Origin of the sequence: Streptomyces sp. NPDC052687, from assembly GCF_040678395.1 — a bacterium.
Lineage (GTDB): Bacteria > Actinomycetota > Actinomycetes > Streptomycetales > Streptomycetaceae > Streptomyces.
In genome coordinates, this window is record NZ_JBFATR010000022.1 from 33883 (window position 1) to 49125 (window position 15243).

Consider the following 15243-nt stretch of genomic DNA (forward strand, 5'->3'; position numbering starts at 1 on the left):
GCCCACCCATCACCGAGTGTTCTCCTTGGAGGCCGCACCGTGTCAAAGCCGCCGTTCACGCACCTGCACGTCCACACCCAGTACTCGCTGCTGGACGGTGCCGCGCGGCTGAAGGACATGTTCAACGCCTGCAATGAGATGGGCATGACACACATCGCCATGTCCGACCACGGCAACCTGCACGGCGCGTACGACTTCTTCCACTCCGCGAAGAAGGCCGGAATCACGCCGATCATCGGGATCGAGGCGTATGTCGCCCCCGAGTCCCGGCGCAACAAGCGCAAGATCCTGTGGGGCCAGCCGCACCAGAAGCGCGACGACGTCTCCGGCTCCGGTGGCTACACCCACAAGACGATGTGGGCGGTGAACAAGACCGGGCTGCACAACCTCTTCCGGCTCTCCTCCGACGCCTACGCCGAGGGCTGGCTGCAGAAGTGGCCCCGGATGGACAAGGAGACCATCGCGAAGTGGTCCGAGGGCATCGTCGCCTCCACCGGCTGCCCCTCCGGCGAGGTGCAGACCCGGCTGCGCCTCGGCCACTTCGACGAGGCCCTGAAGGCCGCCGCCGACTACCAGGACATCTTCGGCAAGGACCGCTACTTCCTGGAGCTGATGGACCACGGCATCGAGATCGAGCGCCGGGTCCGAGACGGCCTGCTCGACATCGCCAGGAAGCTCGGCATCCCCCCGCTGGTCACCAACGACTCGCACTACACCTACGCGCACGAGGCCGGCGCCCACGACGCCCTGCTGTGCATCCAGACCGGTAAGAACCTCTCCGACCCGGACCGCTTCAAGTTCGACGGCACCGGCTACTACCTGAAGTCGACCGAGGAGATGTACGCCATCGACTCCTCGGACGCCTGGCAGCAGGGCTGCGCCAACACCGCGCTGATCGCCGAGATGGTCGACACCACCGGCATGTTCCAGAAGCGCGACCTCATGCCCAAGTTCGACATCCCCGAGGGCTACACCGAGGTCAGCTGGTTCCGCGAGGAGACCATGCGCGGCATGCACCGCCGCTTCCCGGACGGCATCCCGGACGACCGCATGAAGCAGGTCGAGTACGAGATGGACACCATCATCTCGATGGGCTTCCCGGGCTACTTCCTCGTCGTCGCCGACTTCATCATGTGGGCGAAGAAGCAGGGCATCGCCGTCGGCCCCGGCCGTGGCTCCGCGGCCGGCTCGATCGTCGCCTACGCCCTCGGCATCACCGACCTCGACCCGATCCCGCACGGCCTGATCTTCGAGCGGTTCCTCAACCCCGAGCGCATCTCGATGCCCGACGTCGACATCGACTTCGACGAGCGCCGGCGCGTCGAGGTGATCCGGTACGTGACGGAGAAGTACGGCGCCGACAAGGTCGCCATGATCGGCACCTACGGCACCATCAAGGCCAAGAACGCCATCAAGGACTCCGCGCGCGTGCTGGGCTACCCGTACGCGATGGGCGACCGGATCACCAAGGCCATGCCGCCGGACGTCCTCGGCAAGGGCATCCCGCTCTCCGGCATCACCGACCCCAGCCACCCCCGCTACTCGGAGGCGGGCGAGGTCCGGGCGATGTACGAGAACGAGCCGGACGTGAAGAAGGTCATCGACACCGCGCGCGGCGTGGAGGGCCTGGTCCGGCAGATGGGCGTCCACGCGGCCGGCGTGATCATGTCCAGCGAGACCATCACCGAGCACGTCCCGGTCTGGGTGAGGCACACCGACGGCGTGACCATCACCCAGTGGGACTACCCGAGCTGTGAGTCGCTCGGCCTGCTGAAGATGGACTTCCTGGGCCTGCGCAACCTCACGATCATGGACGACGCCGTCAAGATGGTGAAGGCCAACAAGGGGATCGACATCGATCTCCTGAGCCTCCCGCTCGACGACCCCACGACCTTCGAACTGCTCCAGCGCGGCGACACCCTCGGCGTCTTCCAGTTCGACGGCGGCCCCATGCGCTCCCTGCTGCGCATGATGAAGCCCGACAACTTCGAGGACATCTCCGCCGTCTCGGCCCTCTACCGGCCGGGCCCGATGGGCATGAACTCGCACATCAACTACGCGCTGCGCAAGAACGGCCAGCAGGAGATCACCCCGATCCACCCCGAGCTGGAGGAACCGCTCAAGGAGGTCCTGGACGTCACCTACGGCCTGATCGTCTACCAGGAGCAGGTGCAGAAGGCCGCCCAGATCATCGCCGGCTACTCGCTCGGCGAGGCCGACATCCTCCGCCGCGTCATGGGCAAGAAGAAGCCGGAGGAGCTGGAGAAGAACTTCGTCATCTTCCAGGCCGGCGCCCGCAAGAACGGCTACAGCGACGAGGCCATCCAGGCGCTCTGGGACGTGCTGGTCCCCTTCGCCGGATACGCGTTCAACAAGGCCCACTCCGCCGCGTACGGCCTGGTCTCCTACTGGACCGCGTACCTCAAGGCGAACCACCCCGCCGAGTACATGGCGGCACTGCTGACCTCGGTGAAGGACGACAAGGACAAGTCGGCCGTCTACCTCAACGAGTGCCGCCGCATGGGCATCCGGGTGCTCCCGCCGAACGTCAACGAGTCGGAGTCCAACTTCGCCGCCCAGGGCGACGACGTGATCCTCTTCGGCCTGTCCGCGGTGCGCAACGTCGGCACCAACGTGGTCGAGTCGATCATCAAGTGCCGCAAGGCCAAGGGGAAGTACACCTCCTTCCCCGACTACCTCGACAAGGTCGACGCGGTCGTCTGCAACAAGCGCACCACCGAATCGCTGATCAAGGCCGGTGCCTTCGACTCCCTCGGCCACACCCGCAAGGGCCTGATGGCGCAGTACGAGCCGATGATCGACAACGTGGTCGCGGTCAAGCGCAAGGAGGCCGAGGGCCAGTTCGACCTCTTCGGCGGCATGGGCGACGAGAGCAGCGACGAGCCCGGCTTTGGACTCGACGTCGAGTTCTCCACCGAGGAGTGGGACAAGACGTATCTGCTCGCCCAGGAGCGCGAGATGCTCGGCCTGTACGTCTCGGACCACCCGCTCTTCGGCCTGGAGCACGTGCTGTCCGACAAGGCCGACGCAGGCATCGCCCAGCTCACCGGAGGCGATTTCGGCGACGGCGCGGTCGTCACCATCGGCGGCATCATCTCCGGCCTCCAGCGCAAGATGACCAAGCAGGGCAACGCCTGGGCCATCGCCACCGTCGAGGACCTGGCCGGCTCCATCGAGTGCATGTTCTTCCCGGCGACCTACCAGCTGGTCTCCACCCAACTCGTCGAGGACGCCGTGGTGTTCGTCAAGGGCCGCCTCGACAAGCGGGAGGACGTGCCGCGGCTGGTCGCGATGGAGCTGATGGTCCCGGACCTGTCCAACGCGGGCACCAACGCGCCGGTCGTCCTCACCATCCCGGCGGTCAAGGTCACCCCGCCGCTCGTCAGCCGCCTCGGCGAGGTCCTCAGCCACCACAAGGGCGACAGCGAGGTGCGGATCAAGCTCCAGGGGCCCACCAAGACGACCGTGCTGCGCCTCGACCGGCACCGGGTGAAGCCCGACCCGGCCCTCTTCGGCGACCTCAAGGTGCTGCTCGGCCCGTCCTGCCTGGCCGGCTAGCCGTACGCGGCACAGCGCAAGGGGCGCACCCCCCGCGGGATGCGCCCCTGGTTCGCGTGCCCGGGCGTCAACGGCCCGTCAGGCGGACGTCAGTTGTGGCCGAAGCGCTTCTGCCGGCCCTTGCGGGCCAGGTCGCCGGGGGTCACCTGCGGGGAGGGCTGCTCGGCCGGCGACTCCATCACGGAGTGCTCGGCTCGCCGCGGCGCACGCTCGGGCTGCGACGGCTTACGGTCACGGTTCTTGTTCTTGGCCATGGTTCTGCCTCCTGTGGGGGATCTAGGGGCCAGGGCCGGGACCAGATTCACACAGGCCGACACGCCGCGCATGTCGGACAATTACCGTGCGTGACAAGGCTCGTCGGAGCGCGCGCGGGGCGCGGCCGGCGGCCGATTCCCACAAACGCCACGCCGAAGATCGAGTTCGGGCCGTTAACCCTTGCGCCGTCGGGCAGACTCGAAGGAAGCCCGAAGCAAACCTCCCAGGAAGAGGGTGAGTCGCGTGGACCGCTGCATCGTCCTGGTGGACGCCGGGTATCTGCTGGGGGCCGCGGCGAGCCTCCTCGCCGGGGAGCCCTCGCGGTCCCGGATCACCGTCGACCACGCCGCCCTCATCCAAGGGCTGAGGGAACGCGCCGAGTCGGACACCCAGCAGCCGCTGTTGCGCATCTACTGGTTCGACGGCGCCCCCGACCGCGTCCCGCAGCCCGAGCACCGCCGGCTGCGCGTGATGCCCCGGGTCACCGTCCGGCTGGGCGCGCTGACCCGCAGCGACGGCCGCTGGGCGCAGAAGGGCGTGGACGCCGCGATGCACGCCGAGCTGACCGAGCTGGCCCGCAACCGCGCCTGCTCCGACGTGGTGCTGGTCACGGGGGACGGCGATCTGCTGCCGGGCATGATGGCCGCCAAGGAACACGGTGTGGCCGTCCACCTGTGGGCCGTCCAGGCCGCCGACGGCGACTACAACCAGTCCGAGGACCTGGTCGCCGAGGCCGACGAGCGGCGCGTGCTGGACCGGGCGTGGATCACCAAGGCGGTCCGCGCGAAGGAGACGGGCGGGGTGTGCGCGCCGCCGCCCGCGCCGCGCCCCGAGATCGCCGCGATCCTGTCCGCGCCGCTGCCCGAGTCCGCGCTCGGCGCGGCCGAGCGGCCCGCCGAACAGGCCCCGCATCCCACCCCGGCCGCCGCGCAGAACGGCACCCAGGACCGGGTGCCCGCCTCCAAGGGCGTACCGACGCCCAAGGACCTCGCCGCCCTGCGCGCCCACGGCACCCAGCCGGCCGCCCAGCACCCCGCCACCGCCACCCTGCGCTGGTCCTCCGACAAAGGGTGGGTGGACCGCCCCGGCGTCGCCTCCGAGCCGCCCGAGGCCCTGGCCATGCCGACCCTCGCCCAGCTGACCACCGCCGAGCAGCGGTGGGCCGACCGGGAGGAGGACATCACCACGGTCGGCGGCGACCCCTACGAGGTGGGTCAGGTCTTCGCCCGGCGGTGGATCTCCCGGCTGGGGGACCAGGGACACCTCCAGCGGCTGTCCGCGATGTACCCGCGCATCCCGCACCGCATCGACGGGGAGCTGCTGCGCTACGCCGCCCGGTTCGGGCTGCTGGCCCACAAGGACGACCAGATCGACGAGCACGACCGCTACGCCATCCGGGCCGGCTTCTGGCGCGAGGTCGACGCCCGCACCGGGGCGGAGCGCACGCCCGTGGGCGAGTAGCCGCAGGTCGCCGGGGAGGACCGTGCCGCGCGGAACGCGGCGCGGCGGCGGGGACCGCCGTATTCGTCGATCCGGAGGGCGCCCCGCGCGCGGAGGCCGGTCCGGCACCCCGTAGGCTCGTCCCTTGTGAGTACGCGCGCGGCACAGGTCATGGGGGACAGGGGTGAGGTCGTGTGCGCGGTGCGCGGACTGACCAAGACCTACCCCGCGACCCGGGGGCGGCGCGGGGTGCCGGGGACGCCCGCGGTGCGGGCCACCGACGACGTACGGCTCGATGTGCGGCGCGGTGAGATCTTCGGGCTGCTCGGGCCGAACGGGGCCGGCAAGTCCACCCTCGTGCGCCAGCTGACCGGGCTGATGCGGCCCGACAGCGGCAGCGTGGAGATCCTCGGCCACGACATCGTGCGCCACCCCGAGCGGGCCTCGCGCATCCTCGCCTACCTGGGCCAGGAGTCCACCGCCCTGGACGAGCTGACCGTCTCGCTCGCCGCCGAGACCACCGGGCGGCTGCGCGGCCTGGACGCCCGGCGGGCCCGGGCCGAGCGGGACGCCGTACTCGACGAACTCGGGCTCGCCCCGATCGCCGGCCGGCCGCTGAAGCGGCTCTCCGGCGGGCAGCGGCGGCTGGCCTGCTTCGCCGCCGCGCTGGTGGGCGAGCGGCCGCTGCTGGTGCTGGACGAGCCGACCGCCGCGATGGACCCGGTGGCGCGGCGCGCGGTGTGGTCCGCCGTCGACCGGCGCCGGGCCGAGCGCGGCACCACGGTCGTGCTGGTCACCCACAACGTCATCGAGGCGGAGACCGTCCTGGACCGGGTCGCCGTGCTCGACCAGGGCCGGGTGATCGCCTGCGACACCCCCGCCGGGCTCAAGGAGCGGGTGGCCGGCGAGGTGCGGGTCGACCTGGTGTGGCGGGAGCGGGCGCCGCTGGACGTGCCGGAGGTGGCCGCGCTGCGCGACCGGGCCGAGGAGTCGGGGCGCCGCTGGACACTGCGGCTGGCACCCGAGGAGGCCCGCGCGGTCGTCTCCACCGTCACCGGCGGGGCCGCCTTCGCCGCGCTGGACGACTTCACGCTCACCACGCCGAGCCTGGAGGACGTGTACATGGCGCTCGGCGGGGCCGCGCGGCAGGGTCTGGTGAAGGCATGAGCAGCCGGGCCGCCGCGTCCGTACGGAACAGGGCCACCGCCAAGGGAACGCCGCAGTGAAGAGGAGCAGCGTCGCGTGAGTGTCGTACCCGCAGAGGTTCTGCCGGGGAGTGCCCTGGCCGGCGACGAGGCGCGCCGTCCGGCCGCCGAGCTGGCGCCGGCCGCCCGGCTGTGGCCGGCGCTGTGCGCCGTGTACCGGGCGCAGCTGTCGCGGGCGCGGGTGGCGCGGATCCCGCTGCTGTTCGTGGCGACCTTCCAGTCCATCGGCATCATGATCATGATGCGCGGGGTGGTGGACGGCGGCGGCGAGGCGCGGTACGTCGTGGCCGGCTCGTCGGTCGTGGTCGTCGCGTTCGTCGCGCTGAACCTGCTCGCGCAGTACTTCGGGCAGCTGCGCGCCACCGGCGGGCTCGACCACTACGCCACCCTGCCGGTGCCGCCGGCCGCGGTGGTGCTCGGGGCGGCGGGCGCGTATGCCTCGTTCACCCTCCCCGGCACCTTCGTGACCGCGGTCGTCGGCTGCCTGCTGTTCGGCCTCCCGCTCACCCACCTGTGGATCCTCTTCGCGGTCGTCCCGCTCGCCGGGGCCGCGCTCGCCGGGCTCGGGGCCGCGTGCGGACTGCTCGCGTCCCGGCCGGAGCTGGCCACGCTGCTCGGGCAGCTGGGCATGTCGGCGGCGCTGCTGCTGGGCGTGCTGCCGCCCGACCGGATGCCGGCGCTCATCCGTCTCGTCCGGGACCTGCTGCCGTCGACGTACGGCGTGGAGGCGTACGCGCACACCTTCTCGGCCCACCCCGACTGGGCCGCCGTCGCCGGTGACCTCGCGGTGTGCGCCGGGGTCGGGGTGATCTCGCTGGCCGTCGCCACGTGGGCGTACCGGCGGGCCGCCGTCCGGTGACGCGTGCGGTGCGCGCGCCTGGCACGATGTCAGGGTGACAGCACCGTTGACTCCCCCTCCGCCGCCCCAAGAACCGTCCGCGCACCGGCAGTGGCCGCCGTCGGCCGCCGGCGGGACGTACGGGGGTACCGCGTACGGAGCCCACGGCGGGCCGGGACAGGACGGCCCCGGGACGAGGACCGAGGTGCGCGAGGCCGCCGTCATCACGGTGGCGCTGGCGCTCGGCGGAGTGCTGCTCGGCCTGGCGTGGAACTGGCTGGCGCCGCGCGTGCCGCTGGTCGGGGACGTGGTGGACGGGCGCTGGGTGGTCTACGTCCGGGACACCGAGGGGGAGCAGGCCGCCGGGGTCGACGGAACGTTCACCCTGCTCGCGCTGGCCTTCGGTGCGCTCAGCGGTCTCCTGGTCTTCCTGCTGCGCCGGCGCGGGGGCGTGCCCGTCGTGGTGGCCCTCGGCCTCGGCGGCCTCCTCGGATCGCTGCTCGCCTGGCGCGTCGGCGTCTGGCTCGGCCCGGCCCAGGACGTCCTCGCCCACGCCAAGGAGGCGGGCCGGGGCGTGGCGTTCTCCGCCCCGCTCAAGCTGGCGGCGAAGGGCGCGCTGCTCACCTGGTCCATAGGCGCGCTCCTCGTCCACCTCGGCCTGACGGCCCTCTTGGGACCCCGTGACCCGGAACCGCAGCCGTACCCCGGGAAACCGGCGCCGCACTGAGCCGTGCCGCACCGGCGGCCACGGGCCGACGGGACCCGCAGGCGCGGAAGCCGTAGGTCCGTGGAGCCCGCCGGTCCGTGGAAGCCGTAGGTCCGTGGAGCCCGCCGGTCCGCAGAACCCGCAGGTCCGTGGAGCCCGCCGGTCCGCGGAAGCCGCAGGTCCGTGGAGCCCGCCGGTCCGCGGAAGCCGCAGGTCCGTGGAGCCGCCGGCCCCCGGAGCCCGCGAATCCGCGGAACCCGCAGGTCCGCGGAACCCGCGGGCCCGCCGGCCGCTACGCCCGGCCGATCGGAGCCAGCGTCGCGTCGGTGAGGGCGGCCAGGTCCCCGGGCGCGAGCTCGACCTCCAGACCGCGGCGGCCGGCCGAGACGCAGATCGTGGCGTGGGCGGAGGCGGAGGCGTCGAGGACCGTCGGGAGCTTCTTGCGCTGGCCGAGCGGCGAGATGCCGCCGCGGACGTAGCCCGTGGTGCGCTCGGCCAGGGCGGGGTCGGCCATCGTCGCGCGTTTGCCGCCGACCGCCGCCGCGAGGGCCTTCAGGTCGAGCTGGCCCGCCACCGGCACGACGGCCACGGTGAGGCTGCCGTCCACGTCCGCGACCAGGGTCTTGAAGACCCGGTCAGGGGAGACGCCCATCGCCTCGGCCGCCTCCTCGCCGTAGGACGGGTGGGACGGGTCGTGCTCGTAGGCGTGCACCGTGTACGCGACGCCCGCCGCGGTCAGCGCGACCGTCGCGGGCGTGCCGCCCGGCTGCTGCTTCCTCGATTTCTTCGCCATCGGCTCCCGGCCTCTAGTTCAGACTCGTCGGCCCGCGGGTCAGCTCCGCCGCGGGCAGCGACGGCAGCGTACGGATGATCGCCGTCTCGGTGCGCAGGAGTGTCAGCTCGTCGCGCAGCCGGGACGCGGTGTCCGGCGCCTGGAGCAGCCGCTGCTTGGTCGGGACGTCCAGCATCATCGCCGCCGCCACCAGGTACGACACCACGGACGGCTCGTCCGGCAGGTCCGCGCCGGTCGCCAGCGAGCGCTCCCGCGCGCCCGCCAGACGCTTCTGGTACTGCCGGAACGCCCGCAGCACCCCCTCGGCCAGCGCCCCCGCCTCGTCGCCGGGCTCCTCGGGCAGCGTCTCCAGCTCGGCGGTGAGGTACGGCCCCGAGGCGTCCACCGACAGCAGCCGCACCCGGGTCGTCCCGGTCGCCAGCACCTCGAAGGTGCCGTCGGGCCGCTCCCGGATGGTGGCGGCGTCGGCCACACAGCCAACGCCGTGGAAGGCCTTCGCCGGGTCCGTGCCGAACCCGGCGGCGGGCCCGCGCTCCGGCACGGACGTCGGATCGGGCATCCCGGGCGCGCTCGGAGCGACCTCGTGGCCGTCGCGGATCGCCACGACGGCGAAACGTCGCGGTTCGTCCTCGGGGGTCTTCAGCAGCGCGCGCATCATGGCGCGATAGCGCTCCTCGAAGACGTTCAGCGGGAGGACGAGTCCCGGGAACAACACCGAGTTCAGGGGGAAGAGCGGCAGCCGGACGGTGGTCACGACCCCAGAGCCTAATGGTCGCCGGCACCGGCGTGTCCGCCCAGCCCGCAGACCGCACGCCTCCGGGTGCCGCCCCGAGCGGAGCCGGACGTCCGCTAATTGCGGCGCAGCAGCCGCGTCGCCCCCGCCGCCACCGTCGTGGCCAGCACCCAGCCGAGCAGCACCAGCGCCGCGCCCAGCCACTGCCAGCCGCCGCGCAGCTGCCAGCCGCCCGCGTGGCCGAGGTCGATGACGGGCAGCAGGAGGTCCAGGGCGAACAGGGCCGGGTTCCACGGCGGTTGCGCGGCGGTGCCGCCGGTCTCCGGGCGCCCGGCGGAGGCGAAGGCCAGCGAGCCCGCCGCCCACAGCACCGCCATCCACACCGCCGCGCGCCCCGGCCGGTAGCCGTAGGCCACCGTCCAGTCCTGCGCGTACCCCCACAGCTTCGCGGCCGGCGGCAGCGTCTCGCGGCGCCGGCGCTGCTTGGCGAGCAGCACCTCGCGGGCGTCCTCGTCCTCGCCGCCGGCCCGCAGCACCGCCGCCAGCCGCTCGTACGGGTCCGGGTTGTACTCGGCGGTCGCCGCGGCCACCCACTCCAGCCGCTCGGCCAGCGGGAACGGGCCCTGCGGGACCAGGTTCTCGTAGGTGAAGCCCGGCATGTGCAGCCGGCCGGGGCCGGGCCAGCTGCTCGCCCGGTCCACGAGGTTGACGATGCGCGCCCCGGACAGCACCACCCTGCCCCGCTGCGGGCGCTCCCCGAGGAAGCGCAGCTCGGGCACCTGGATCCGGCGCAGCGACAGCTCCTGGTCGTCGGTGAGGACGAGCCGGGCGCTCTCGAAGTCCACCGCGTCCCCGAACCGGCCGTCGTCCAGCCGCAGCCCGCCCTGGCACTCGAACCGCTGCACCCGGGTGCCCTGCGCGGGCGTGCGCCCGCTGAGCTGGAGGCCGCCGAGGCCCGCCGGGGTCAGGTACAGGGTGCGCTCGACGGTCAGCTGCGGCGCGTTCAGCGCCAGCCTGCCGTACGGGTTGCGCAGCCGGGCGCCGCGCAGGCTCAGCGAGACCCCGACGGTGGCGCTGCGCAGGCTCAGCTCGCCGTGCGACTCCAGCAGCTCGGCCTGGAGGTCCTGCCCGACGTTCATGCCGTCCCCCGCGATGGAGCGGCCGCCGCGGTCGCGGTACACGACCGCCTGGTTGAGCAGCAGGTCGGTGCCGATCTGCGCGTCGGTGAGCCGTATCCCGCCGTGGAACCGGCAGCGCGGCAGATGCAGATCGCCCTCGGTGTGCACCCGGGCCGCCTCCAGCCGGGGCACCGCGCAGTTGACCAGCCGCACCGTCGTGAACCGCGCCTCGGGCAGCCGCACCTCCTGCTCGAAGCGGCAGCCGGTCAGCTCGACGTACGGCACCACCGTGCCGCCCGCGAGGTCGATGGAGCCGCTGATCTGGATCCCGGTCAGCTTCAGCGAGGCCACCCGGCCGGCCAGCGCGGGCGGGCCGTCCAGCAGCAGCCAGCACACGACGCGGGCCCGCACGGTCCGCTCCGGCCCCCAGGGATGCACGCCGTGCGGATCGTCGACGGCCGGGTCCCCGCTGCGCAGGTCGTACACCGCGCCGTCGCGGAAGGCCTGCCACATGCCGGCCTCCGCGGCGGTCAGCTCGTCCGGGATGTCCTCGGCGCGCGGAGCGGCCCCTTCGGTCACAGTTGTCCCTGCCTCCCCGGATACTCGCCGGTTCGTCCCTCGTACAGCGTTCATGCCCGCTGTGTGACCGAAGGAACACGAATAGTGAGGGGGATCTTCCGGGTCCGCGACGCGTTCTGTATCAGCCATTGATACGCGCGGACGACCGCCGTCACCGGTCTGCGAGAATTGAGCCTGTGATCTCCCGAATCGATCTGCGCGGCGACGCCCTCCCGGAGGGTCCCGCCCTGCGCGACCTGCTGCCCCGAGCCGACTTCGACGTAGCGGCCGCCCTGGAGAAGGTGCGTCCGATCTGCGAGGCCGTGCATCATCGCGGGGACGCGGCGCTGATCGACTTCGCCGAGAAGTTCGACGGCGTCAAGCTCGACCAGGTCCGGGTCCCGGCCGCGGCGCTCACCCGCGCCCTGGAGGAACTGGATCCGGCCGTGCGCGCGGCCCTGGAGGAGTCCATCCGCCGCGCCCGGCTCGTCCACCGCGCCCAGCGGCGTGAGACCCACACCACCCAGGTCGTGCCCGGCGGCACGGTCACCGAGAAGTGGGTGCCGGTCGACCGCGTCGGCCTGTACGCGCCGGGCGGCCGCTCGGTGTACCCGTCCTCCGTGGTCATGAACGTCGTCCCGGCCCAGGAGGCCGGCGTCGAGTCCATCGCGCTCGCCTCCCCGGCCCAGGCCGAGTTCGGCGGCCTGCCGCACCCGACGATCCTCGCCGCGTGCGCGCTGCTCGGCGTCGACGAGGTGTACGCCGCGGGCGGCGCGACCGCCGTCGCGATGTTCGCCCACGGCACCGAGTCCTGCCCGCCCGCCAACATGGTCACCGGCCCCGGCAACATCTGGGTCGCCGCCGCCAAGCGCTACTTCACCGGCAAGATCGGCATCGACGCCGAGGCCGGCCCGACCGAGATCGCGGTCCTGGCCGACGCCACGGCCGACCCGGTGCACGTCGCCGCCGACCTGATCAGCCAGGCCGAGCACGACCCGCTGGCCGCCGCCGTCCTGGTCACCGACTCCGTCGAGCTGGCCGATGCCGTCGAGCGCGAGCTGGAGACCCAGGTCGCCGCCACCAAGCACATCGACGACCGGATCGTGCCCGCCCTGAAGGGCACACAGTCCGCGATCGTGCTGGTCGACGGCGTCGAGGAGGGCCTGCGGGTGGTCGACGCGTACGGCGCCGAGCACCTGGAGATCCAGACCGCCGACGCCGCCGCCGTGGCCGAACGCGTCCGCAACGCGGGCGCGATCTTCATCGGCCCCTGGGCCCCGGTCTCGCTCGGCGACTACGCCGCGGGCTCCAACCACGTCCTGCCCACCGGCGGCTGCGCCTGCCACTCCTCGGGCCTGTCCGTCCAGTCCTTCCTGCGCGGCATCCACATCGTGGACTACACCCGCGACGCCCTCGCCGAGGTGGCCCACCACGTGGTGACGCTGGCGGAGGCGGAGGACCTGCCCGCGCACGGCGCGGCGATCAAGGCCCGGTTCGACTGGAAGGTTCCTCAGGGCAAGTGACCGGCATCGACGATCTTCCCGTCCGGGACGAGCTGCGCGGCAAGTCCCCCTACGGCGCGCCCCAGCTCGACGTCCCGGTACGGCTGAACACCAACGAGAACCCCTACCCGCTGCCCGAGCCGCTGGTCGAGCGGATCGCCGAGCGGGTGCGCGCGGCGGCCCGCGACCTCAACCGCTACCCGGACCGGGACGCGGTCGAGCTGCGCACCCGGCTCGCCGAGTACCTGACGAAGACCTCCGGGTACGCGGTCGGCCCGGCGAACGTCTGGGCGGCCAACGGCTCCAACGAGGTCCTCCAGCAGCTGCTCCAGACCTTCGGCGGCCCCGGCCGCACCGCGATCGGCTTCGAGCCGTCGTACTCGATGCACGCGCTCATCGCGCGCGGCACGGGCACGGGCTGGATCTCCGGCCCCCGCGGCGACGACTTCACCATCGACCTCGCGGCGGCCGGGAAGGCCATCGCCGAGCACCGGCCGGACGTCGTCTTCATCACCACCCCCAACAACCCCACCGGCAACGCGGTCCCGGCCGACACGGTCCTCGCGCTGTACGAGGCCGCGCAGGCGGCCAAGCCGTCGATGGTGGTCGTGGACGAGGCGTACGTCGAGTTCAGCCACGGCGACTCGCTGCTGCCGCTGCTCGACGGCCGCCCGCACCTGGTGATCTCCCGCACCATGTCCAAGGCGTTCGGCGCGGCCGGCCTGCGCCTCGGCTATCTCGCCGCGCACCCGGCCGTCGTGGACGCCGTCCAGCTGGTCCGGCTGCCGTACCACCTGTCGGCCGTCACCCAGGCGACCGCGCTGGCCGCCCTGGAGCACACCGACACCCTCCTCGGCTATGTCGAGCAGCTGAAGGCCGAGCGGGACCGGCTGGTCGGCGAGCTGAAGGCGATCGGCTACGAGGTGACCGAGTCCGACGCGAACTTCGTCCAGTTCGGCCGGTTCGCCGACGCCCACCTGGCCTGGCGCCGCATCCTCGACCGGGGCGTCCTGGTCCGGGACAACGGCGTACCGGGGTGGCTGCGCGTCACCGCGGGCACCCCGGAGGAGAACGACGCGTTCCTCGACGCGGTCCGTGAGCTGAAGAAGGAGATGAACGCATGAACCGCGTGGGACGCGTGGAGCGTACGACCAAGGAGACCTCGGTCCTCGTCGAGATAGACCTCGACGGCACCGGGAAGACCGATATCTCCACCGGTGTCGGCTTCTACGACCACATGCTGGACCAGCTCGGCCGGCACGGTCTGTTCGACCTCACCGTGAAGACCGAGGGCGACCTGCACATCGACTCCCACCACACCATCGAGGACACCGCCCTCGCGCTGGGCGCCGCCTTCCGGCAGGCTCTCGGCGACAAGGTGGGCATCTACCGCTTCGGCAACTGCACCGTCCCGCTGGACGAGTCCCTCGCCCAGGTCACCGTCGACCTGTCCGGCCGCCCGTACCTCGTGCACACCGAGCCCGAGAAGATGGCGCCGATGATCGGCGAGTACGACACCACGATGACCCGGCACATCCTGGAGTCCTTCGTCGCCCAGGCCCAGATCGCGCTGCACGTCCACGTGCCGTACGGCCGTAACGCGCACCACATCGTGGAGTGCCAGTTCAAGGCGCTCGCCCGCGCCCTGCGCTACGCCTCGGAGCGCGACCCCCGCGCGGCGGGGATCCTGCCGTCCACGAAGGGTGCGCTGTGAACGGATTGTCGACCGTCCTGATCGTCGTCGGTCTCTTCCTGATCGGCGGGATCATCTCCTTCGTCAAGCAGAAGATGCCCACGAGCCTGATCGTGCTGCTGTCCATCGGCGCCGCGATGTGCCTCGTCGCCGGCGTCATGCGGCTGGAGGTGTGGAACTGATGAGCACCGCCAAGAAGGTCGTCGTCTTCGACTACGGCTTCGGCAACGTCCGCTCCGCCGAGCGCGCCCTGGCCCGCGCGGGAGCCGACGTCGAGATCACCCGCGACTACGACAAGGCCATGAACGCCGACGGCCTGCTGGTCCCCGGCGTCGGCGCCTTCGCCGCCTGCATGGCCGGCCTGAAGGAGGCGCGCGGCGACTGGATCATCGAACGCCGGCTGGCCGGCGGGCGGCCCGTGATGGGCATCTGCGTCGGCATGCAGATCCTGTTCGCGCGGGGCATCGAGCACGGTGTGGAGACCGACGGCCTCGACGAGTGGCCCGGCAGCGTCGAGCCGCTCCAGGCCGACGTCGTGCCCCACATGGGCTGGAACACCGTCGACGCGCCCGCCGGCTCCGAGCTGTTCGCCGGCCTGGACGCGGACGCCCGGTTCTACTTCGTGCACTCCTACGCCGTCCACGACTGGACGCTGGAGGCCCACAACCCGGCGATGGCGGCCCCCAAGGTCACCTGGTCCACCCACGGCAAGCCCTTCGTGGCCGCCGTGGAGAACGGCGCCCTGTGGGCCACGCAGTTCCACCCCGAGAAGTCCGGCGACGCCGGCGCGCAGCTGCTCACCAACTGGATCGGAACCCTGTAG

At 72.3% G+C, this 15243-nt stretch carries 14 protein-coding genes; 10 read left to right on the forward strand and 4 right to left on the reverse strand.

Translation table 11 applies throughout. From position 1 onward, the window contains the following. The first annotated feature begins 39 nt into the window (after positions 1-39). Positions 40-3579 carry a DNA polymerase III subunit alpha gene (dnaE, locus tag AB0K92_RS19185; protein WP_365924332.1) on the forward strand — a complete coding sequence of 1180 codons (3540 nt, stop codon included), beginning with the start codon at positions 40-42 and terminating at the stop codon, positions 3577-3579. A gap of 89 nt (positions 3580-3668) precedes the next feature. Here the strand turns inward: dnaE and AB0K92_RS19190 are convergent, their stop codons facing one another. Beyond that, complete coding sequence (locus AB0K92_RS19190; RefSeq protein ID WP_365924334.1) at positions 3669-3833, reverse strand: hypothetical protein; 165 nt, start codon at positions 3831-3833, stop codon at positions 3669-3671. Positions 3834-4077: 244 nt separating this feature from the next. Between AB0K92_RS19190 and AB0K92_RS19195 the strand changes: the two genes are divergently transcribed. From AB0K92_RS19195 to AB0K92_RS19210, 4 genes are all read left to right on the forward strand, one after another. Beyond that, on the forward strand, positions 4078-5295 hold the full coding sequence (locus AB0K92_RS19195) for an NYN domain-containing protein (protein ID WP_365924336.1): 1218 nt from the start codon (positions 4078-4080) through the stop codon (positions 5293-5295). 171 nt (positions 5296-5466) lie between these two features. Beyond that, positions 5467-6441, forward strand: a complete 975-nt coding sequence (locus AB0K92_RS19200; RefSeq protein WP_365924427.1) for an ABC transporter ATP-binding protein — start codon at positions 5467-5469, stop codon at positions 6439-6441. A gap of 75 nt (positions 6442-6516) precedes the next feature. Next, the gene (locus tag AB0K92_RS19205; RefSeq protein WP_365924338.1) at positions 6517-7338 is read left to right on the forward strand and encodes an ABC transporter permease; all 822 of its coding nucleotides are present in this window, start codon (positions 6517-6519) and stop codon (positions 7336-7338) included. Between the two features lie 34 nt (positions 7339-7372). After that, a complete protein-coding gene (locus AB0K92_RS19210; protein ID WP_365924340.1) occupies positions 7373-8044 on the forward strand; it encodes an AAA family ATPase in 672 nt (223 codons plus the stop codon). Between the two features lie 271 nt (positions 8045-8315). On the opposite strand, the gene ybaK is transcribed toward AB0K92_RS19210, so the two are convergent. From ybaK to AB0K92_RS19225, 3 genes are all read right to left on the reverse strand, one after another. Beyond that, positions 8316-8816 (reverse strand): Cys-tRNA(Pro) deacylase, encoded by a 501-nt coding sequence (gene ybaK / locus AB0K92_RS19215; RefSeq protein ID WP_365924342.1) that lies wholly within the window; start codon positions 8814-8816, stop codon positions 8316-8318. 13 nt (positions 8817-8829) lie between these two features. Beyond that, positions 8830-9570, reverse strand: a complete 741-nt coding sequence (locus tag AB0K92_RS19220; RefSeq protein ID WP_365924344.1) for an LON peptidase substrate-binding domain-containing protein — start codon at positions 9568-9570, stop codon at positions 8830-8832. A 95-nt stretch (positions 9571-9665) separates the two neighbouring features. Continuing rightward, positions 9666-11246, reverse strand: a complete 1581-nt coding sequence (locus tag AB0K92_RS19225; RefSeq protein ID WP_365924346.1) for an oxidoreductase — start codon at positions 11244-11246, stop codon at positions 9666-9668. A 176-nt stretch (positions 11247-11422) separates the two neighbouring features. Here AB0K92_RS19225 and hisD point away from each other — a divergent pair, with 176 nt between their 5' ends. The 5 genes from hisD to hisH are packed head-to-tail and all read left to right on the forward strand — an operon-like array spanning position 11423 to position 15243. Then, positions 11423-12748: a histidinol dehydrogenase gene (gene hisD / locus AB0K92_RS19230; protein WP_365924348.1), complete on the forward strand. Its 1326-nt coding sequence runs from the start codon at positions 11423-11425 to the stop codon at positions 12746-12748. Next, a complete protein-coding gene (locus AB0K92_RS19235; protein WP_365924349.1) occupies positions 12745-13851 on the forward strand; it encodes a histidinol-phosphate transaminase in 1107 nt (368 codons plus the stop codon). Before hisD ends, AB0K92_RS19235 begins: the two co-directional genes overlap by 4 nt. Continuing rightward, on the forward strand, positions 13848-14441 hold the full coding sequence (gene hisB, locus AB0K92_RS19240) for an imidazoleglycerol-phosphate dehydratase HisB (protein WP_165997596.1): 594 nt from the start codon (positions 13848-13850) through the stop codon (positions 14439-14441). The genes AB0K92_RS19235 and hisB overlap by 4 nt, the downstream gene beginning before the upstream one ends. Then, a complete protein-coding gene (locus tag AB0K92_RS19245) occupies positions 14438-14602 on the forward strand; it encodes a hypothetical protein (protein ID WP_165997594.1) in 165 nt (54 codons plus the stop codon). Before hisB ends, AB0K92_RS19245 begins: the two co-directional genes overlap by 4 nt. After that, on the forward strand, positions 14602-15243 hold the full coding sequence (hisH, locus tag AB0K92_RS19250; protein ID WP_165997592.1) for an imidazole glycerol phosphate synthase subunit HisH: 642 nt from the start codon (positions 14602-14604) through the stop codon (positions 15241-15243). Before AB0K92_RS19245 ends, hisH begins: the two co-directional genes overlap by 1 nt.